Origin of the sequence: Allostigmatella hybrida (assembly GCF_020103775.1) — a bacterium.
Classification (GTDB): Bacteria; Myxococcota; Myxococcia; order Myxococcales; family Myxococcaceae; genus Hyalangium; species Hyalangium aurantiaca.
Map to the genome: position 1 here is coordinate 16,930 of NZ_JAHXBH010000028.1, position 18,048 is coordinate 34,977.

18 protein-coding genes are annotated in these 18,048 nt (G+C 68.6%); 9 read left to right on the plus strand and 9 right to left on the minus strand.

Annotated features, from left to right (window positions below; translation table 11 throughout):
• Positions 1-70 precede the first annotated feature (70 nt).
• The gene (rplQ, locus tag KY661_RS30055; RefSeq protein WP_225413475.1) at positions 71-505 is read left to right on the plus strand and encodes a 50S ribosomal protein L17; all 435 of its coding nucleotides are present in this window, start codon (positions 71-73) and stop codon (positions 503-505) included.
• Positions 506-595: 90 nt separating this feature from the next.
• Here rplQ and KY661_RS30060 read toward each other — a convergent pair whose 3' ends face one another.
• Genes KY661_RS30060 through KY661_RS30070 form a run of 3 tightly spaced genes read right to left on the minus strand, consistent with a single transcriptional unit; the run spans position 596 to position 3,458 of the window.
• Positions 596-1,246 carry a hypothetical protein gene (locus KY661_RS30060; protein ID WP_225413476.1) on the minus strand — a complete coding sequence of 217 codons (651 nt, stop codon included), beginning with the start codon at positions 1,244-1,246 and terminating at the stop codon, positions 596-598.
• Between the two features lie 36 nt (positions 1,247-1,282).
• Positions 1,283-2,662, minus strand: coding sequence for a tetratricopeptide repeat protein (locus tag KY661_RS30065; RefSeq protein ID WP_225413477.1), 1,380 nt, complete (start codon positions 2,660-2,662; stop codon positions 1,283-1,285).
• Positions 2,663-2,678: 16 nt separating this feature from the next.
• Positions 2,679-3,458, minus strand: coding sequence for a lysophospholipid acyltransferase family protein (locus KY661_RS30070; protein WP_075008629.1), 780 nt, complete (start codon positions 3,456-3,458; stop codon positions 2,679-2,681).
• A gap of 242 nt (positions 3,459-3,700) precedes the next feature.
• On the opposite strand from KY661_RS30070, the gene KY661_RS30075 reads away from it, so the two are divergent.
• The 4 genes from KY661_RS30075 (at position 3,701) to KY661_RS30090 (ending at position 7,505) form a co-directional block, all read left to right on the plus strand.
• On the plus strand, positions 3,701-4,315 hold the full coding sequence (locus tag KY661_RS30075) for a deoxynucleoside kinase (RefSeq protein ID WP_075008628.1): 615 nt from the start codon (positions 3,701-3,703) through the stop codon (positions 4,313-4,315).
• Positions 4,312-5,487 (plus strand): DUF2314 domain-containing protein, encoded by a 1,176-nt coding sequence (locus KY661_RS30080; protein ID WP_225413478.1) that lies wholly within the window; start codon positions 4,312-4,314, stop codon positions 5,485-5,487. Before KY661_RS30075 ends, KY661_RS30080 begins: the two co-directional genes overlap by 4 nt.
• Before the next feature lie 21 nt (positions 5,488-5,508).
• Positions 5,509-6,414: a pseudouridine-5'-phosphate glycosidase gene (locus tag KY661_RS30085; RefSeq protein ID WP_225413479.1), complete on the plus strand. Its 906-nt coding sequence runs from the start codon at positions 5,509-5,511 to the stop codon at positions 6,412-6,414.
• Between the two features lie 143 nt (positions 6,415-6,557).
• Positions 6,558-7,505 carry a hypothetical protein gene (locus tag KY661_RS30090; RefSeq protein WP_225413480.1) on the plus strand — a complete coding sequence of 316 codons (948 nt, stop codon included), beginning with the start codon at positions 6,558-6,560 and terminating at the stop codon, positions 7,503-7,505.
• An 18-nt stretch (positions 7,506-7,523) separates the two neighbouring features.
• On the opposite strand, the gene KY661_RS30095 is transcribed toward KY661_RS30090, so the two are convergent.
• Positions 7,524-9,233, minus strand: coding sequence for a dipeptidase (locus tag KY661_RS30095; RefSeq protein ID WP_225413481.1), 1,710 nt, complete (start codon positions 9,231-9,233; stop codon positions 7,524-7,526).
• Positions 9,234-9,393: 160 nt separating this feature from the next.
• On the opposite strand from KY661_RS30095, the gene KY661_RS30100 reads away from it, so the two are divergent.
• From KY661_RS30100 to KY661_RS30110, 3 genes are all read left to right on the plus strand, one after another.
• Positions 9,394-10,878 carry a hypothetical protein gene (locus KY661_RS30100; protein ID WP_225413482.1) on the plus strand — a complete coding sequence of 495 codons (1,485 nt, stop codon included), beginning with the start codon at positions 9,394-9,396 and terminating at the stop codon, positions 10,876-10,878.
• Between the two features lie 310 nt (positions 10,879-11,188).
• Positions 11,189-11,734 carry a DUF2381 family protein gene (locus tag KY661_RS30105; RefSeq protein WP_225413483.1) on the plus strand — a complete coding sequence of 182 codons (546 nt, stop codon included), beginning with the start codon at positions 11,189-11,191 and terminating at the stop codon, positions 11,732-11,734.
• 62 nt (positions 11,735-11,796) lie between these two features.
• The gene (locus tag KY661_RS30110) at positions 11,797-12,297 is read left to right on the plus strand and encodes a serine/threonine protein kinase (RefSeq protein WP_225413484.1); all 501 of its coding nucleotides are present in this window, start codon (positions 11,797-11,799) and stop codon (positions 12,295-12,297) included.
• A gap of 23 nt (positions 12,298-12,320) precedes the next feature.
• Here KY661_RS30110 and KY661_RS30115 read toward each other — a convergent pair whose 3' ends face one another.
• Positions 12,321-12,794: an FBP domain-containing protein gene (locus KY661_RS30115; RefSeq protein ID WP_075008621.1), complete on the minus strand. Its 474-nt coding sequence runs from the start codon at positions 12,792-12,794 to the stop codon at positions 12,321-12,323.
• 119 nt (positions 12,795-12,913) lie between these two features.
• Here KY661_RS30115 and KY661_RS30120 point away from each other — a divergent pair, with 119 nt between their 5' ends.
• Positions 12,914-13,450 (plus strand): NUDIX domain-containing protein, encoded by a 537-nt coding sequence (locus KY661_RS30120; protein ID WP_075008620.1) that lies wholly within the window; start codon positions 12,914-12,916, stop codon positions 13,448-13,450.
• Here the strand turns inward: KY661_RS30120 and KY661_RS30125 are convergent.
• From KY661_RS30125 to KY661_RS30140, 4 genes are all read right to left on the minus strand, one after another.
• Positions 13,447-13,941: a GAF domain-containing protein gene (locus KY661_RS30125; RefSeq protein WP_225413485.1), complete on the minus strand. Its 495-nt coding sequence runs from the start codon at positions 13,939-13,941 to the stop codon at positions 13,447-13,449. The genes KY661_RS30120 and KY661_RS30125 overlap by 4 nt on opposite strands.
• 101 nt (positions 13,942-14,042) lie before the next feature.
• A complete protein-coding gene (locus KY661_RS30130; RefSeq protein ID WP_225413486.1) occupies positions 14,043-15,077 on the minus strand; it encodes a D-alanine--D-alanine ligase family protein in 1,035 nt (344 codons plus the stop codon).
• A 52-nt stretch (positions 15,078-15,129) separates the two neighbouring features.
• Positions 15,130-16,200 (minus strand): putative zinc-binding metallopeptidase, encoded by a 1,071-nt coding sequence (locus KY661_RS30135; protein ID WP_225413487.1) that lies wholly within the window; start codon positions 16,198-16,200, stop codon positions 15,130-15,132.
• 126 nt (positions 16,201-16,326) lie between these two features.
• Positions 16,327-18,015: a serine/threonine protein kinase gene (locus KY661_RS30140; protein ID WP_225413488.1), complete on the minus strand. Its 1,689-nt coding sequence runs from the start codon at positions 18,013-18,015 to the stop codon at positions 16,327-16,329.
• Positions 18,016-18,048: the final 33 nt, after the last annotated feature.

The following is an 18,048-nucleotide window of genomic DNA, read 5'->3' on the forward strand; positions in this document are numbered from 1 at the left end:
CTGCCCTTCCCACCCGGTACCTGATACGGCCGGAGTGGTGGAGCCTCCCGGGGCTCCGGAGTGAACGGACATGCGTCACAGGCTTGGACAGAGGAAGCTTCACCGCACCACGAGCCACCGGCTCGCGATGCTCAACAACATGGTCACCTCGCTGCTCGAGCACGAGGCCATCCGCACCACGCTGCCCAAGGCCAAGGAGGCCCGGAAGCTGGCGGAGCGCATCATCACGCTCGGCAAGCGGGGCGGACTCGCCAACGTCCGTCTGGCGGCCCGGACCGTGAAGAACAAGGACGTCCTGCAGAAGGTCTTCAGCGAGTACAAGGACCGCTACAACACCCGCAACGGTGGCTACACCCGCATCATCAAGCTCGGCTTCCGCAAGGGTGATGCGGCGGAAGTGGCCCTGCTGGAGCTGGTGGACCGTCCGGCGAAGGTGAAGCCCGCGGCCACCGAGGGTGGCGAGGGCGCCGCGCAGCCGCAGGCCGAAGAGACGAAGGCCGAGTAGCCTCTCGTTTCACTGAAGCCGCATGGGAGCGTCCTTCCCCCCGTGGGAAGGGCGCTCTTGTGTTTTCAGGGACTGGCGGGGGACTGCCGCTCACTGCGTGAGGGGGCGGCCCTCGCGCACCAGCTCCGAGCGGCCCTCGCTCGTGCGCATCTCCGCGTTGATGAAGCGCTCGTTGGAGGGCATGGCCCCCTCGGGGCTCAGCACGCTCTTGGGCGTGAGGGTGAAGATGCCCCCCGCGTCGATCCGCTCCACGGTCGCCCGGTACTTGCCGTTCACCACGAAGATGACGTTCTCCCAGGGCTCATCGTCCGTGTTGGTGACGGTGAGGCTGGGGCTGGCGGTGGGGCGCTCCGGGTTGGGCAGCACGGTGACGCGCGCCCCCAGGTTCGTCGTCTCGATGCTGCGGCCCGGGCAGGCGATGACCAGGCTCATCAGCGAGATGGCCACCCAGCCCCCCACGATGCCGGCCTTGTACTTGAAGAACCGGTCCTGCTCGCGGAGCTCCTCCACCTTCTCCTTGAGCACGGAGAAGGCGTTGAGCACCACGTTGGAGGCCTCGGAGGCCACGCGCTTGCCCACCGGGCGCTCCGCACCCTCTTTCTTGGCAGGGCTCGGGCGCGCGGCACTCATCACCCGGCCCCCCGTGGCGCTGGTCCCCGGGCGGGAGGCGCCCGAGGGCGTACTGGTGGCGTTCTCCTGGGGAGCACCGCCGCGTTCAGGCACCTTTCGACCGTCGCTCATCGGTTCCGGAGTGTAGAAGCCCGGGCCGCTCGGTGGCTACTGTGCCTTGAGTTGTTGCAGCGCCCGGGACGCCTGCACATTGTCCGGCTGGGCCTCCAGGACCTTGAGGAGCCACTTCTCGGCCTCCGCCGCGGAGGTCCGCCGGCTCTCGGCCGTCCGGGCGCGCAGCGCTTGCTCGGTGAAGAGCAACCCCAGGCGCAGGGTGAACTCGAGGTTCTCGGGGTCCTTCTCCACCACGCGCAGCAGCTCGCGCTGGGCGGCCGGGTAGTCGCCCTCCAACTGGTACACCAGCGCCAGCTTGCCCCGGGGGGGCACCGCGTCTGGCTGGAGCGAGGTGAGCACCTGGAAGGCCTCATGGGCCGCGGTCAGCTCCCGGCGGTCCAGGTAGAGGTCTCCCAGGCGGAACCAGGCCGCATCCAGGAGGGGGTTGAGGGCCACCGCCTTCGCGTAGGCCTCCCGGGCCGCATCGGCGCGCTGGCGCGACAGGTACAGCTCGCCCAGGTAGAGGTGGTTCTTGCCGTCCCGCGGGGCCAGCTCGATGGCCTGCTTGAACTCGTCCACGGCCCGCCCCGCGTCATCCAGCCGCTGGTAGGCGAGCCCCAGCAGGGCGTGCACCACCGCCAGGTCCGGGTAGCTCTGGAGGATTTCCTCGAAGGCCAGGATGGCCTGCTGGGGAATGTCCAGCTCCTGGAGCAGCCGCATGCCCTCTTCGAGCTTGGCCTCGGCCGCCTTGGGGAAGCCCACGAACGGGTCGGCGATCTGGTTCATCAGCGCCCGGGCGGTGGCGACCTCGGCCGGTGAGGGGGAGGCCTTCACCAGGGCATTCAGCGCGGCCACCGCGCCCGGTGCGTCTCCCGTGCGGTACAGCGCCTTGGCGAGCGGAAGGCGGACCCCGGCGCGCTCCGGGGCCAGTTCGGCCGCCCGGCGCAAGGGGCCCAGCGCGGCCGCGTACTGCTCGGACTCCAGGTGGGCGATGCCGAGCCGGTAGTGGAACTCGGCCTCGGAGGGGGCCAGGGCGATGGCTCGCTCGAAGGCGGCCACCGCGGGCGCCCCCGCGTCCGAAGCCCGGGAGAACAGGGCCAGGCCCAGCATGTACTGGTTCACCGCCCGCTCGGCCTGGCCGTTGCGCCGCTGCAACTCGGCGATCCACGCCTCCACGCGGCCTGCCTTGACCTGCGCTTCGGTCAGGGCGCGCGCCACGGCGAGATCCTCCGGGGTCTGGGCGTGGAGTTTTTCCAGCAGGGGAAGGGCCCGGTCCGGCTGGTTCTGCTCCAGGTAGAGGCGCGCCTGCTCCGCGGGCCCCAGGACGCGGGCTCCCGGAGCGGCATGCTGACAGCCCGCGAGGAGGCCCAGGGCCAGCACGGCGGGCGTCCATCGGCGGAGGGGGGAAGGGCGGCGGGGCGAGCGGATTTTCACGTTCGAATCGGTGGGGCTAGGCGGCGGAATTGGGCAGGGAGCTGACGCCTTCGGCGCCCGAGGCGGCGATGGCGTTGTCCGGATCACCCCCGCGCCCGCCGAGCTCCAGGCTCTGCGCGATGATGACGTCCCGGACCGCCCGGGCCAGTCCCCCGCGGTCGTTCGCGGCGAAGCCCGTGATGTCGATAGGTGTGCCGATCTTCACATGAATGGGGCCCGGGGTGATGTTCCAGGAGTTTTTGGGCATGATGTTCGCGGTCCCCTCCACGGTCACGGGGCAGATGGGTACGCGGGCCTCCAGGGCCAGGGCGAAGGGGCCCTTCTTGAAGGGCAGGATGCGGCCATCCGGCGAGCGGGTGCCCTCGGGGTAGAGGAAGATGCTGGCCCCGCCGCGAATCTTCTTCGCCGCGGCGCGCAACGACTCGATGGCGCCCGCGCGGTTGGAGCGGTTGACGAAGATGTGCCCCGCCAGCCACAGGTACCATCCGATGAAGGGCACCCAGGCCAGCTGGCTCTTGGCCACGTAGCGGAAGTTCACCGGCACGGCCATGAAGAGCACGGGGATGTCCAGCGTGGACTGGTGGTTGGACACGTAGATGGTGGGCCGCTTCGGGTCCACGTTCTCCATGCCGTGCACCACGATCTTTCCACCGCCGGCCCACACCAGCACGGGGGACCAGATGTGGCGGCAGACCCAGATGTCGCCCCCTCGGATGACCGAGGCCAGCACGGCCAGGGGGAAGATGAGCGCCGTCCAGACCGCCGCGACGAACATACAGAAGAGCTTACGGAGCATTCGTAACCTTCCTTCCGCGGGGCGCGGCCGGCTCACGGGGCGTGAAGGCCTCTGGAACGAGCGGGAGAGCACCCAGGCGGGGGGAGCCACGTCCTTTCCCAGACCGGGCAAGCGCGAAGGTGGGTCCTGGGGGGAGAGGGGTGGGCAGAAGCAACAGGAGCATCACGGCGCGTTGTACCATGGCTCCCTTCTCACCTTGTTTCTGGTACGAGCCGTCCGGTGGGGTTACAAGCAGGAGTGGCGTGGCCAGAAAAAAGTTCATCGCCGTTGCGGGCAACATCGGTGCCGGGAAAACGGAACTCACCTCATTTCTCTGCCGAAAGTACGATCTCACCCCGTACTTCGAGCCGAACGACCAGAACCCGTATCTGGCCTCCTTCTACAAGGACATGAAGACGTGGGCCTTCCGCTCACAGATCTTCTTCCTCACGCACAAGTTCCGGCTGCACCGGGAGCTGGAGCGCCACGCGGGCACCGTGCTCCAGGACCGGACCATCTACGAGGACGCGGAGATCTTCGCCAAGAACCTCCACCGCCAGCGCTTCATCGACCGGCGGGACTATCAGACGTACCGGGAGCTCTATGAGACGATCGCCCAGGCCCTGGCGCCGCCGGATCTCATGATCTACCTGAACTGCCCCGTGCAGACGCTGCGCGAGCGCATCCGCCTGCGCGGCCGGTCCATGGAGAAGGACATTCCGGTGGCCTACCTCAAGCGCCTCAATGCCCTGTACGAGGAGTGGTTCAGCAACTACAAGATGTCGCCCGTCCTCGTCCTTTCGACGGACAAGCTGGATTATCTGACCAACCTGGTGGACCGCGTGGATCTCTTCCGCCAGATCGAGAAGTACCTGTGAACGAGATCTACCTGCTCGCCATTGAGGCCGCCGCCCCGGTGCCCATCGAGACGCTGCGCACGACGTTCGCCTCGGACGAGGTGCGCTTCGTTCCGGAGGCCGAGGGAGGCGGGTTTTCCATCCACGCGGAAGGCACCCGGGTGGAGGTGCGCTTCGACACGGGCACGTTCCCCGGGGGGCTGCGCAAGGACCTGCTGACCGGCAGCGAGGAGTCCCGGCAGATGCTGGGCCGGGCGCAGGGCTTCTACCGCATCGCCGTGGAGCCCGGCACGGGGCCCCAGCCCACCGTGCCCGTCTTCGAGGCGCTGTGGTGCGCGCGCACCCTGATGGAGCACGCCCCCGGCGTCCTGGCGGACCTCACCGCGCACAAGCTGCACGATGTGGCGGACGTGGTGGAAATCACCGAGCTGGACTTCGACATCCGGGACCACGTCAACCTGCACGCGGTGGAGGCCATCGAGGGGGACACCCCGCTGTGGGTGCACTCGCACGGCATGGAGAAGTTCGGCTCGCGGGACTTGGAGATCTTCCACCTCGGGGAGGACGACCTGCTGCCCGCCGAGACGTTCCTGCACGAGCTGTGCACGGACCTCGCCTTCGGCCAGGGGCCCGAGCCCCGCAGCATGGTGGGCACCAGCGAGGGCCAGGCGTTCATGCTCGTGCCCTCCGAGGAGGCCCGGACGAACCTCCTGGGCGTGCCGCTGGAGACGTTCGAGGGCCATGAGGCGCTGTTCCTCAGCGTGGTGTCGCCGCTGGGGCGGCACAACACCGCGGAGCTGCTGCGGCCCTACCGCGAGCGCTTCATCCCCGAGCCCGAGGATCGCTCGGACGCGCTGCGGCGCGAGGCGCAGTCTCTGATGCCGGCCTTCCTGGCCCGGTTCCACCGCAGGGGGCTGATGGAGCCGCTCACCTTCCTGGCGCGGGCGCCCTTCGAGACGCACCCCGAGGGCGAGACGGTGGTGGAGAAGCTCTGGCTGGAAGTGGTGGCCTGGGAAGAGGGCACGCTGGTGGGCAAGCTGGTGGACGGGGCCGTCCACACCACCGAGTGGCGCAAGGGCGCGCACGTGGAGGTGGACGCGGAGCAGGTCAACGCCCTGGCCATCAGCCGCGAAGGCCGCACCCTGGACGAAGAGGAGATGCGCGCGCTGCTGAATGCCGAACGGCCGATGTAGGCCCGGGGTAGGCTCGGGGGGATGAACCTCCATTTCTCCGAGGAAGTGCAGCGCGCCCGGGCCGAGAAGCGGCCCCTGGTGGCGCTGGAGACCAGCGTCGTGGCGCAGGGCCTGCCGTACCCGGACAACCTCACCGCCGCGCGGGCGTGCGAGGAGGCCATCCGGCGCGCGGGGGCGGTGCCCGCGCCCATCGCCGTGGTGGATGGCCGGGTGTGCATCGGGCTCGACGAGCCCTCCCTGCGGCGGCTCGCCGAGGGCAAGGAGCGGCTGCTGAAGCTGGGCTCGAGGGACTTGGCCGTGGCCGTGGCCCAGAAGGCCTCGGGCGGCACCACGGTGAGCGCCACGTGCGAGCTGGCCGCCGCGGCGGGCATCCGGGTCTTCTCCACCGGGGGCATTGGCGGCGTCCACCGGGGGGCCGGTGAGCACATGGACATCTCCCAGGACATCGGCGCGCTGGCGCGCTACCCCGTGGCGGTGGTGTGCGCCGGGGCCAAGTCCGTGTTGGATCTACCCAAGACGATGGAGGCGCTGGAGACCGCGGGCGTGCCCGTCATTGGCGTGGGCACCAGCGAGCTGCCATCCTTCTACAGCCGGGGCTCGGGCCTGCCGCTGGAGCACCGCGTCGAGGATGCCGCCATGGCCGCCCGCATCGTTCAAGCCCGGCAGGAGCTGGGGCAGGGGGGCCTGCTCTTCACCGTGCCGCCCCCGGAGGACGTGGCCCTGCCGCGGGCCGAGGTGGAGCTGCACATCGCCTCCGCGCTCGCCGAGGCCGAGCGCCAGGGCATCCGGGGCAAGGCCGTCACCCCGTTCCTGCTGTCGGACATGACCCAGCGCACCGGGGGCAAGAGCCTCAAGACGAACATCGCGCTGCTCACGAACAACGCCCGCTTCGCGGGAGAGCTGGCCGTGGCCCTGGGCCATGGCTAAGTGCTGGCTGGGACGGCGGCCTTCCGCCGGCGGGTGAGATGAATAAATCAACGGGCGGCAGAGTCCAAAGCGCAGATCCTGCCACCAAGGCACACCGTGGCCCTCGCCAAGTCCTGGGTTGGGTGATTCAGCGGAGAGACGTCATGACTCCTCGATGGTTGTTGTGCTGTGCGATGGCGCTGACAGCCCCGGCCGTTTACGCGCAGACCGCGCCCGTGGCCTCGCCAGGCTTCGAGGCCTCCCCGGACGAGGGCTATTACGGGGACGGCGAAGAGGTGGATGAAGAGCCCTTCTCGCCGGGCCCGCCGCCCGCCCTGCCTCCGGAGTCCCCCTCCGTCCGTCCCTTCTCCGATGCCGTGTGGACCTCCGGCCACTGGTACTGGGATGACGGCCAGTGGCGCTTCAAGCCCGGCGCCTGGGTGGCGCGCATGCCCGGCTACCAGTTCATCAACGGGTACTGGCAGCAGGATGGGGCGGTCTGGCGCTGGGTGCCGGGCGGCTGGGCGCCGTCGGGCTCCACGCAGGTGGAGATCCCCATCGAGGTCAGCGGCGAGGAAGTGATGAGCGCCCAGGCGCCGCCGCAGGTGCAGGTGGAGACCCCTCCGCCCGCGCCCTCCGCGGCCTACACGTGGGCCCCCGGCTACTGGTACTGGTCGGGCGTCGAGTGGGCGTGGATCCAGGGAAGCTGGATCGCTCCGCCCCGGGCGGGCCTGCGCTTCGTCTCCCCCCGGTGGGTCCGCCGGGGACCCTCGTGGGTCTTCGTGGCGGGCGGCTGGGCGGCCCGGGGTTCCGTCCGGGTCGTCGTTCCCGAGTACCGCCACGCCCACGTGTCGGTGCGGTGGGGGCACCCGAACCACTTCTTCCACTCCTGGCGCCGGCACCCGGTGGTTCGCTACCCCGCGTATGACTACGGCCGTCGCGGTTACGGCCACTCCTACCGGTACCGGGGCGGGGGACGCCCCTACCGCCACCACGACGCCTCTCCGGCCCGTCCGCCGCACGGCGGCCGGGGCCCTCACGGGGGTGGCCACGGAGGTGGCCATGGTGGTGGCCATGGAGGTGGCCACGGTGGCGGGCATCACCACCGTTAGCCGGTCCGTTCCCGCCGGTTACTGCGGCGGGGCGACGGTGGGCTTCGGCTGCGCCTGGGGGGCGGGCTGAGGCGAGGCGGGTGCCGGAGAGGGCTTCGGCTCAGGGGCCTTCTCCGCAGGCATCGCCAGCTTGTCTCCCGCGTCCCGGACGATGTGCCGGTACCAGGAGTCCGGGTAGCGCGGGTGGTTCACCTTGCCCGACTCGTCCCGGATGTTGCCGTCGATGTACTTCACGAGCAGCTGCTCGCCCAGGTGGCGCCAGCGGGCGTGAACCTTCTCTCCCTGCTGCACCGAGTAGTCGGTGAGGTAGGTACGGGCCTGCTCGGGCGTCGTCTTGTACAGCTCCAGGGCCACCTTCTCGATGTCCGCCTGATCCGCGAGGAACTGGCCCTCCAGCTCACCCTGCGTCTTGCGCACATCGACGATCATGTCGCTCCAGCGCGCGTAGGCCTGGTTGGACACCCAGTTGAACACCCAGAAGGACGAGTCCCAGGAGAACTGGCCGCGGTTGGCCACGCCCTGGGCGAAGTTCTTCGGCGCGCGGCGGATGCCCGCGTACATGGGCGTGTAGACGGTGGTGTACGTGTCATCCACGCCGAACCAGAGCACGCCGCCCACGGGCGCGGGCATCCAGGAGCGCATCTGCGCCACGAAGGAGAAGCCCGTCTGCTGCGTGGAGATGGCGCGCTCGTGGACGTACTTCTTGCCGTCCACCTCCCACGTCATGGGCCGCCAGCGGTAGGGCACCGCGTAGGGGCCTGCTCCCACGTCCTTCGACATGTCCAGCGCGGTGCCCTCGAAGTGGTCGCGCATGAGCCCCATCACGTCCTGCACGGACACCTTGCGCTCGGGCTTCACCCACAAGGGCAGCCGCTTGGAGGGATCCGAGCCATTCACGCTCTCCACGCCGAGCCCCAGGGAGGGCGCCGCCCGGCGGAAGATGCTCCACACGCGGGCCTCGGCGAAGCGCGCGCCCTCGAAGTCCAGCGGGTGGTAGGTGTCGGCGAAGCTGAAGTCCTTGTCCGCCCCGGTGAACCAGCCCTTCTCGCGCGCGAAGGAGATGACGTCGGAGGAGTAGAGGGTGTTCTCCGGATCCTTCAGGGGGAACTGGCGGATGCGGGCCTGGTTGGCGTGCGCGGACAGGTAGCCCTCGGGCAGGCGGCGCGCGACCCAGACCGCGCCCTTCTTGCCCTCGCCCTTGCCGATCATCTCCAGGATCCACGCCTCTTTCGGATCGGCGATGGAGAAGGATTCGCCGGTGGAGGCATAGCCGTGCTCGGCCACCAGGCGGGTCATCACCTGGATGGCCTCGCGCGCGGTCTTCGCGCGCTCCAGGCCGATGTAGATGAGTGAGCCGTAGTCGATGATGCCGTTGGGCGCCTCCAGCTCCTTGCGGCCGGTGAACGTGGACTCGCTGATGGAGAGCTGGTGCTCGTTCATGTTGCCCACCACCGAGTAGGTGACGGGGGCCTCGGGGATGCGGCCCAGGAACTTGCCGGTGTCCCATTCGAAGATGTCGCGCTGGGCTCCCGCGGCGTTGCGGCGCGCGGGCGTGTAGTACAGCTCGCCGTAGAGCTCGTGCGAGTCCGCCGCGTAGGTGATGAAGGTCGAGCCGTCGGACGAGGCGCCCTTGCTCACCAGCAGGCTGGTGCAGGCGAGCGCCGTGGGGGCTGCCAGCCCTGTCGAAATCGCCAGGGCAGGGAGGAACTTCGAGAAGGAGCGGATCATGCGGCACATGCTACCAAGGCCGCCCTGGATGCACTTCTTCTGAACACGGCCGGCCGGTCCCGCCGGGAAACACACATCGGCGGGCTTCCCAGAAGCGCCAGTTCCCAGGTCGATCCGCCGCGCACTGCATATGGATTCTCTTCTTTTCGGGAGATCCGGCATGGCACAGAAATCAGGGATACGTGGACGGTGTGCGGTGGCGCTGGCGGTGCTGCTCCTCACGGGAGGCTGGAGCGAGCCAGCAGGCAGGGAGGCCCCTGAGGCAGCGGCTGCTCAGACGGCGGCAAGCGGGCGGACGGTGTGGATTCGCAAGTACGGAGGCATGGGGGCCGAGCACCTGGATGCCTTGTCGGCGCACCCACAGGGCGGGTTCCTTGCGGTGGGGCGGTTCGGGCCGGTGGCGTTTCCCCGGGAAGAGGGGCTCGCCCTCGGGCTCTACAACGCGGACGGCAGCCTCGCGTGGAGCCGGGTGGTGACGACGGAGGCGGTGCACGCCACCTCCGTCACGCTGACTTCACTGGGCAACATCCTCCTGGTGGGGAGGTATCGCGGCTCGCCGGACTTGGGCGCGGGGCCCTTGCCCGCCGTCACCGGCAGCCAGAGCTGGGACGGGTTCTTCATCGCCAAGTTCTCGCCCACGGGCCAGACCGTGTGGACCCAGGGCTTCTCGGCCCGGGGCATCCGAGGCCAGTTCCAGCGGGCGGCTCCGTCCGCGGTGGCCACCGATGCGGCCGGGAGCCTGGTGGTGACGGGGGCGTTCCGGGGCACGCTGGACCTGGGCGGCGGGCCCTTGAGCTCGCACCTCACGGGCAACACGGGCGAGGCGTGGGGCGAGGGAGGCTTCGTCGCGAAGTTCTCCTGGGAGGGCAAGCACCAGTGGTCCGCGGCGCTCCAGAGCGGGGTGTTCGACACGCCCGAGAAGACGCCGCGCCTCCAGAGCATCACCACGGACCCCGAGGGCAACGTCCTGCTCGGAGGTTCCTCCGGCGCCTGGATGAACCTGGGCGATGGCGTCCTCGGCGTGCAGGCGCCCTTCATCGCGAAGTACAGCGCCACGGGCCGCCTGCTGTGGAAGCGGCTCTTCGGGGGGGCCTACGGCGATGTGATGGGCCTCCAGGCCCAAGGCACGGGCCAGGTGGCCTTCATTGGCAACTTCGGGGGGAGCTTCACCTTCGGGGGGAGCCGCCATCTGGGAGGCGACCCTCGCAGGGGCCCTCTGGTTCCCCCCAACACCAATGGCTTCGTCGGGCAACTGAGCGCGACGGGCGCCGATGCGTGGCTCACCTCCGTGGGAACCGGGAACGGGGCCAACCTCACATTCGAGCAGCTAAGCATGGGGGAGGGCCGGACCCTGACGGTGTCGGGCTGGGGCGTGGGGGAGTTCGATCTCGGAGGCGGGACGCTGGGCGACGCTGACGGCGCGCCCGTTCCTCAGGCGGTCCGGCCCTTCGTGGCGCGATACTCCGGGGAGGGGCAGTTCCAGTGGGCCCACGTGGTCGCCTACGACCGGCTCTTCCTCATGGCCCCGCAGCCCGCGGGAGGCCTGGTGCTGGGCACCACGCTGTCCGGCACGCTCGAGCTGGATGGACAGCCGTGGACCTCTGCAGGGGCCACGGATCTCCTCTACTGGAGAATGGAGCCCTGATCATATCTCTATAACGCATCATGGGATGACCCGCATGGAGGGGGGAGGTGGCTTTGCCTCCCTCTCCCTTGCACAAGTAGGTGCGCACGGTGGTTTCTGCGAGCCCAGTAAGTTTCGCAATCTCTTTTACGGATACCCCGCGTTCATCGTCACCCAAGCACTCGGTCCCAGAGCTTTCCTCGCGGAAGTCCTCTCAAGTCCCATGCGTAGCGGCATCGGCTTGGACTTGTACAACCTGTCTTGGTAGGTTCGATACGCCATGTGCAACCTTACAAGTCGGCTGGTCCTGCTCTTTGTGCTCGTGGCATCCATGGCCATCGCCAAGGACCGTGAGTCGAAGATCCGAAACGTCACCCTCCCGGACGGGCCCGAGGAGATCGCCCGTTCTGTCTTCGTTGCTGCGGCCATTGCCACCGTCCTTCGCTTCGAGAAAGAGGTGGATCCGGTGCGGACGGAGATGGTGGGCTGGAAAGGCCGCTTTGAACCCCTTCTGGCGGGGGGCAAGAAGGTCGTCATCGAGCCGCTCCACGACCTCACTGCTGAAGACCGCTTCCCGCTCGTGGTGACGCTGATGGATGGAACGCAAGTGCCCTTTACCGTCCAAGCGTCTGAAAAGGAGCGGGTGGATCATCAGGTGAACCTGTATTGGGACCGGGAAAGCGGCGCGTACCTGCGTGCGAGGTTGGAGGATGCGCTCCTGAGGGAGCGCATCGCCCTGAAGGAGAACGAAAGGCACGAGCAGGAGCAGAACTCGCCGGACCATGCCCTTGCCGCGCTCTTGGCAAATGGTGCTCAAGAGTGCGTTTCTCTCGGGGGAAGGGCCCGAGACCTTGGCGCTGCAAATCATCCGCGATGATGGTCTCGTGCAAGCCTTCGTGAGGCTGGATCCTTCTCTTGCCCGTTAGTAAGAGCGGCCCCATGAGCGTCAACAAGCGTGTTCTTTGGTGCTTCACCCTGACCCTGCTCGTGACATCCTCCGGCTGTCCAGCTACCGGCACGGGGGGGGTGGCTCTGCGCCCGGACGGAACTCCAGGCCCTGAGAAGTGTCCCGAAGAAGCACTCAAGGCGATGCGGTACCTGCGTCTTTCCGTTGGAGACGCCGCGTTGGTGGAACTCGACATGAACCAAGACGATGTCAGCCCCATCACGCTGTACGACGGGCCCATCGAGAGCATGTTGGAGGGCAACCTCGGCATTCTGGAGTCGCCCACCCGGCTTTACGGACGAGTCTGGACAGGCGGTCAACAGGCTGTCATCCGGTACTACGAAGCGAAGCCACCTGATGGAGACAGAGTACCGATTTGCGCGGTCGCCCGGTCGTCAAAGGGGCAACTCAGAAAGCACCCGGACTCCAAGCCGGGAACGGCCATCCTCGACTTCTCGAGTTCGATGGCCTTCATCGTCGACGAGTTCCGGTGAGCCCGCTCGGGTGACGCGCCGGTTCACGCGGCTGGCTGAACCTGGATGCCGAGCGCCTCGTGGGCGAAGCGGGACATGCGCTCCCTGAGCCGTGTGAGGGCTTCGAGCGGATGGCGCCCGGTGCGATCCGCGGCGTCCTCCAGCTTCGCCTGGCAGCGCAGGTCCATGCAGAGGTTCACCCCCACGCGGCGCTTGCTGTTCACGTCGGCGGTGAGCAGGCCCACCTCGTTCGAGGAGCCGGAGTAGTGGCACCAGTCGCACATCTGCGTGGTGGGCGGGCCTCCGCTGGACACGTCCCGGCGGAAGATGATGCCAATGGGCTTGCGGCTGCCGGGCGCGGCGAAGACGAGGTACACGCGCCCGCCGGACGTCTCCGTCCAGGCCAGGTAATCGCGCACGAAGAGCGGGAAGGTGATGTCCGCGGGCATCTCGATGACCCGGCGGTCACGGGGCCGGAAGGACTCGATGAGCGTCCGGTCTGTTTCAAGTCGGAACACGGCGGCTCCTTGAGCAGGACTCGTCCACTAACAACCTCACTCCCCCGAATCTACACGGGGAGTGGGGCAGCCATTCCCACGATCGCCCGGAGGCTCGCCTGGAGGGTAATCTCGGGCCCATGACGATTGAAACGCTCGGTTCGAGAGAGGTCTACCGCAACCGGTGGATGACCGTGCGGGAGGACACCATCCGCAGGCCGGATGGCTCGACGGGCATCTACGGCGTGGTCTGCAAGGTGGACTTCGCGCTCGTCATTCCCTACGAGCACGGCACGTTCCACCTGGTGGAGCAGTACCGCTATCCCGTGCAGGCCCAGTCCTTGGAATTTCCTCAGGGCGCGTGGGAGACCCAGGCGGACGCATCCCCGGAGTCGGTCGCCGCCGGAGAGCTCCAGGAAGAGACGGGGCTGATGGCCGGACGCATGACGTACCTGGGCCGCCTGTTCGAAGCCCCGGGCTATTCCAACCAGGGCATGCACGTCTTCCTGGCCGAGGACCTCACACGGGGCCCCCAGAAGCTGGAGCAGGAGGAGGCGGGCCTTGTCTGCACACAGGTGACCGTGCGCGAGTTCGAGGCCCAGGTCCGGGCGGGGCGCATCCAGGACGCGAGCACGCTGGCAGCCTACGCCCTGCTGCGCGTGCATCGGACGCTCTAGCCGCGCGGGCGCGAGAACCACCCCATCATCTTTTCGAGCGCCTGCTGATCCGCGGCGTCGAAGGTGGCCTTGTGCTCCGAGTCGATGTCCAGCACCGCGATGAGCTCACGGTTCTTGCCGAACACCGGCACGACGATCTCCGACTGCGAGCGGCCGTCGCACGTGATGTGGCCTGGGAAGGCATGCACGTCGGGCACCACCACCGTCTCGCGCGTGGCCGCGGCCACCCCGCACACGCCCTTGCCGAAGGTGATCTCCAGGCACCCCAGCGTGCCCTGGTAGGGGCCCACCCGGAGCAGCTTCCCGGGCTGCACCACCCGGTAGAAGCCCGTCCACAGGTGCCCGAAGGCGTGGTGCAACAGGCAACTCATGGTCGCCATCGCGGTGATCTCGTCGTCGATGCCTTCCAGCACCGCCTCGACGTGCTGCTGCAGCTCCACGTACGCCGCGGCTTTCGGCGTACCACGCAGGTCCAAGGTGACTTCGGCCATGGGGAGACTTCCTCGGGGAGGGGAAACTCGCGGGCGCCGGGGCGCCGGGCTTCTCTTTTAGCGAGAAATCCCCCGCGCGGCAGGACTCTGCGCAGGCCTCCTCACCCGATGACCGGGGCTATCGCGGAATCCGGGAGTCCGGCGGCCTGCCGCTTCTCCAGCCCATAGCGTTGGGCCGCCGAGTCCAGGATGCGGCCGATGAGCTGGGTGTAGGACAGCCCCTTCTCCCGGGCCGCCATCGCCAGCTCGCTCTTGTCCTCCAGGTACGGGTTGGGGTTCACCTCGAGGATGTAGGGGTCTCCGGCCTCGGAGATGCGCAGGTCGATGCGCGCGTAGTCCTGGAGCTTGAGGCCCCGGTACGCGAGCAGCGCGGCCCGCTCCACGCGCTGGCGCAGCACCGGCGAGATGTCCCGGGCGATGACGAGCCTGGGCGAGCCCTCCGTCTCGGGGGCGAACTTCACCTCGCGGTCGGAGATGGTCGGCTTGTTCTTGTCCCAGTTGCCGAAGTCCAGCTCCACGATGGGGAGGATCTCCGGCAGCTCCTTGGGGCCGATGACGCCGACGTACACCTCGCGCCCCTGGATGAACTCCTCGGCGAGCGCCTCGTCCTGAAGCTCCTTGCGAATCACCCGCACCCGGTTGGTGAGCTGCTCCCAGTTGTGCACCAGCGACTTGCCGCCGATGCCGATGGACGCATCGCTCCGGGCCGGCTTCACGATGAGCGGGAAGTCCAGGTCCCCGTTGGTCTCCACGGAGATGCCGTCGAAGGTGGCGAAGTCCGGGGTGGGGATCTCGTGGTACTCGAGCAACTGCTTGGTGAGGATCTTGTCCTGGGCCAGCAGCAGGCCCGCCGTGCCGGAGCCCGTGAACTTCACGCGCGCCATCTCCATCAGCGCCGCGACATTCACCTCCAGGCGGTAGTCCTCCGCGAACGTCTCGCAGAGGTTGAAGACGAGATCACACTGCGCGGCCTGGATTTCCTGGAGGAGGTCGGCCACGCGATCACTCACCGCGATGAAGCTGGGCTGGTGGCCCAGCTCCCTCAGGGACTCGCCCACCTGCGTGACGACGGGGTCCACCGGGTCTCCCTCCAACTGGTAGTGGAGGATGGCGATCTTCAAGGGCGGTAGCGGCATGGTGTCTCAAGGGTAGGTATCGAACGGCCCCCGCGCACCCCGCGGCCGCGCCTCAATCCACCTCGAAGAAATGATCCGTGTAGAGGTAGTTCATCGCCAGCGCCGTCACGAGCGAGGTGAGCTTGGTGAGGTACTCGCGCGTCTTGTCCAACTGCACGGTGAGGCGCAGCGCGGCGGTGCGCTCCAGCAGGTGGTCCACGAGCGCCACGATGACGGCGCGGTTCACGCCGCTGTAGCGCGTGACGGACTGGATGAGGGCCTGGCGCTCAGCCCGCACCAGCGTCTCCGCGCTGGCGGCGGAGGGGCTGTCCGCGGGCTCGAAGAGGCCCAGGAGATCGTGGTCGAGGTGCTCGCGCAGCTTCAGCTCCACGCGCTCTTCGAGCTGGCGCTGGCGGTAGTGGTCGGAGACCGTCTCCTCCATCTGCTCCACGTCCAAGTCCCTGTCGGCCAGCTGGACGGCCGGGGGCGTCCGGCCGATGCGCCGGATGACCTCATCCACGTACTGGAGCTTCTTGAGCGCGGCCCAGCCCAGGTAACGCTTGCCCCAGTCCATGCCCGGGGTCAGCCACACGGCGAACGTCTCCGCGAAGTCCTCGTCCGGGTGCTTCTGCGCGTACCAGCCGGAGATGTGCACCACGTACTTGCGGCTGAAGGGACGCGGCTTGTAGTCGTCCTGGTAGGGCTTGGAGTAGTCCCCGAACACCTTGCGCCACTCCTCGGTGTCGTAGAGGCGGTAGGCGTAGTTGAAGGCGTGGCCGGCCTCGTGGCGCAGGTACATGAGGATGTCGCTCTCCGTCTCCGCGTCTCCCCCCAGCTCCGCCTCCAAGGTGTGCAGGCGAGGGTCCGCCAGGTAGAAGGGCAGGCCGATGACCGGCACCCCCGAGGGGCACCCCCACTGATCCGACAGGTAGCACTCGGGCCGGAAGGAGATGCCCTTGGCCTCGAGCTCCGTGTAGAGCTGCTGGATGTGCCGCTCCAGGGGGGTGCCCTGGAGGTGCAGCTTCAGATCCTTGATGCGCGCCTGAAGAAGCGTCTCGCGCTCCGTGCGGCGCGGGGACCCCTCCGCCTCGTGCGGATCGGCGAGGGTCTTTTCGCGGAAGGTAATCTGAGAGGTCGAGAGCATCCCCAGTGAAATGGGGCTGGGAACGCCCTCCTGCAATTCACCGGAAAAACCGGGTGTGGGAGTTGCCAGGGGCTCCATCGCCTGCCTGCCTGGACGCTGGAAGTCCGAGGCGGCAGGAGGGGGGCGCTATTCGAAGATGGAGATGTCGGAGGCGGGCGGACTGGCCGGGCGGGCGGGCTTGGGCTTGCCCGGCGTGGGGGCCGCGCGCAGCGGGGTGAGCGGCACATCCACCGCGAGCATGTCGCCCGCGGCGATGCTGAGGTCCAGCGGGCGTTCCGCGTCCTGGTGGCCTGCCAGCCGGAAGGTGAGCCGGTGCTTCTGGCCTCGCGGCAGGGCCAGCATCCCGGGCGTGGTGCCGATCTGCTCGTCCCGCTCATTGAAGATGGCGGCACCGTCGGGCGTGGTGTTGCACTTCACCAGCACCGTGGGCGAGGGGGCTGCGGGGGGCGCCTCCGCGGCGGCCAGGGCCGGGGGCTCCGAGGGCCAGGGCTGCTGCGCTGGGACGCGTTCGGCCTGCTGCACCCGGGCGGGGGCCTTGTCCTCACCACGCATCTTCACGGCCACCACCCCGAGCCCCGTCAGGAGCAGGAGCGCGGGGACGCCCACCCGCGCGGCCTTCTTCGCCAGGGGCATGCCTTCCGGGGCGGGGGCGGCCCGCGGAGCGGCTCCCCCCGAGGACCTGCTCCGGTTCGAGGAAGGGGAGCCCGAGGCGGCCTTGGCGACGATGACGTTGGGAGACCGGCCGGAGGCGCCCGAGGAGGGCCGGGACGCGCGGGCGCTGGAGCTTCCCACCGGGCTGCCCGGCTTGCGGTGCTTGGAGACGCTGGGCTTGCTGCCACTGCCGTTCTCGCGCCCGGTGGCGCCGCCCGAGGGGGCCGCGTCCAGCTCCTCGTTGGAGAGGCCCTCGATCGCGTCCAGCATCTCCTCGATGAACTCCTCGGCGGACTGGAAACGGTCCTCCTTCTCGCGCGCCAGCCCCTTCTGCATGAAGTCGTCGATGGAGGGCGGCACGGGCGCCCCCTGGCGCTTGCTGTTCACCGCCGGGACGGTCTGCGTGAGCGCGGCGGTGAGCGCCTTTCGCACCGTGTTGGCGCCGTAGGGAGAGGTGCCCGTGAGGCAATAGAAGAGCACGCCCGTGAGGGCGTACAGGTCCGAGCGGGCATCCACCAGCTCGCCGCCGGCCTGCTCCGGGGGCATGTACTGCGGGGTGCCGAGCACCTGGCCGGTGGAGGTGAGCTGCTCCTCCTCGTCCTGCTCCATCGCCTTGACGAGGCCGAAGTCCAGCACCTTGACGAAGTCCTTCCCGTCGAGCTGCTGCACCATGATGTTGTGGGGCTTGAGGTCCCGGTGGACGCAGTTCTCCGCGTGGGCGTGGGCGAGCCCCCGCGCGGCCTGCTCCAGGATGTTCACCGCGCGCCGCAGGGGCATGGGCCCGTCGCGCTTGACGATCTCCTTGAGGCTCTCGCCGCCCAGCAGCTCCATCACGAAGTAGCAGGTGCCGTCAGGCGCGCGGCCAAAGTCGAAGATGGTGATGACGTTGGGGTGGCGCAGGCGGCTGGCCACCTCGGCCTCGCGGCGGAAGCGCTCGAAGAAGGTGGGGGCGACGGCCAGCGCCGAGTTCAGCGTCTTGACGGCCACGGGCCGCTGCACGGAGGTCTGCGTGGCCCGGAACACCATGCCCATGCCGCCATGGCCGAGCACGCTGTCGATCTTGTACCGGCCATCGAGCACCTGCCCCAGCAGCGCCAGGTTGGCCCCCGAACAGAGGTGGTCAGGACCAGCAGTGCTGCCGCAGTGAACGCACGGAGAGGCCATTGCGGGCCAGTATACGCAAGCCCGTCATGACGC

Excerpts from the sequence above, each read along its gene's own strand:
- rplQ (WP_225413475.1), top strand. The coding sequence starts at position 71 with ATGCGTCACAGGCTTGGACAGAGGAAGCTTCACCGCACCACGAGCCAC.
- KY661_RS30060 (WP_225413476.1), bottom strand. The coding sequence starts at position 1,246 with ATGAGCGACGGTCGAAAGGTGCCTGAACGCGGCGGTGCTCCCCAGGAG.
- KY661_RS30070 (WP_075008629.1), bottom strand. The coding sequence starts at position 3,458 with ATGCTCCGTAAGCTCTTCTGTATGTTCGTCGCGGCGGTCTGGACGGCG.
- KY661_RS30085 (WP_225413479.1), top strand. The coding sequence starts at position 5,509 with ATGAACCTCCATTTCTCCGAGGAAGTGCAGCGCGCCCGGGCCGAGAAG.
- KY661_RS30090 (WP_225413480.1), top strand. The coding sequence starts at position 6,558 with ATGACTCCTCGATGGTTGTTGTGCTGTGCGATGGCGCTGACAGCCCCG.
- KY661_RS30095 (WP_225413481.1), bottom strand. The coding sequence starts at position 9,233 with ATGATCCGCTCCTTCTCGAAGTTCCTCCCTGCCCTGGCGATTTCGACA.
- KY661_RS30100 (WP_225413482.1), top strand. The coding sequence starts at position 9,394 with ATGGCACAGAAATCAGGGATACGTGGACGGTGTGCGGTGGCGCTGGCG.
- KY661_RS30105 (WP_225413483.1), top strand. The coding sequence starts at position 11,189 with ATGGCCATCGCCAAGGACCGTGAGTCGAAGATCCGAAACGTCACCCTC.
- KY661_RS30110 (WP_225413484.1), top strand. The coding sequence starts at position 11,797 with ATGAGCGTCAACAAGCGTGTTCTTTGGTGCTTCACCCTGACCCTGCTC.
- KY661_RS30120 (WP_075008620.1), top strand. The coding sequence starts at position 12,914 with ATGACGATTGAAACGCTCGGTTCGAGAGAGGTCTACCGCAACCGGTGG.
- KY661_RS30125 (WP_225413485.1), bottom strand. The coding sequence starts at position 13,941 with ATGGCCGAAGTCACCTTGGACCTGCGTGGTACGCCGAAAGCCGCGGCG.
- KY661_RS30130 (WP_225413486.1), bottom strand. The coding sequence starts at position 15,077 with ATGCCGCTACCGCCCTTGAAGATCGCCATCCTCCACTACCAGTTGGAG.
- KY661_RS30135 (WP_225413487.1), bottom strand. The coding sequence starts at position 16,200 with ATGCTCTCGACCTCTCAGATTACCTTCCGCGAAAAGACCCTCGCCGAT.
- KY661_RS30140 (WP_225413488.1), bottom strand. The coding sequence starts at position 18,015 with ATGGCCTCTCCGTGCGTTCACTGCGGCAGCACTGCTGGTCCTGACCAC.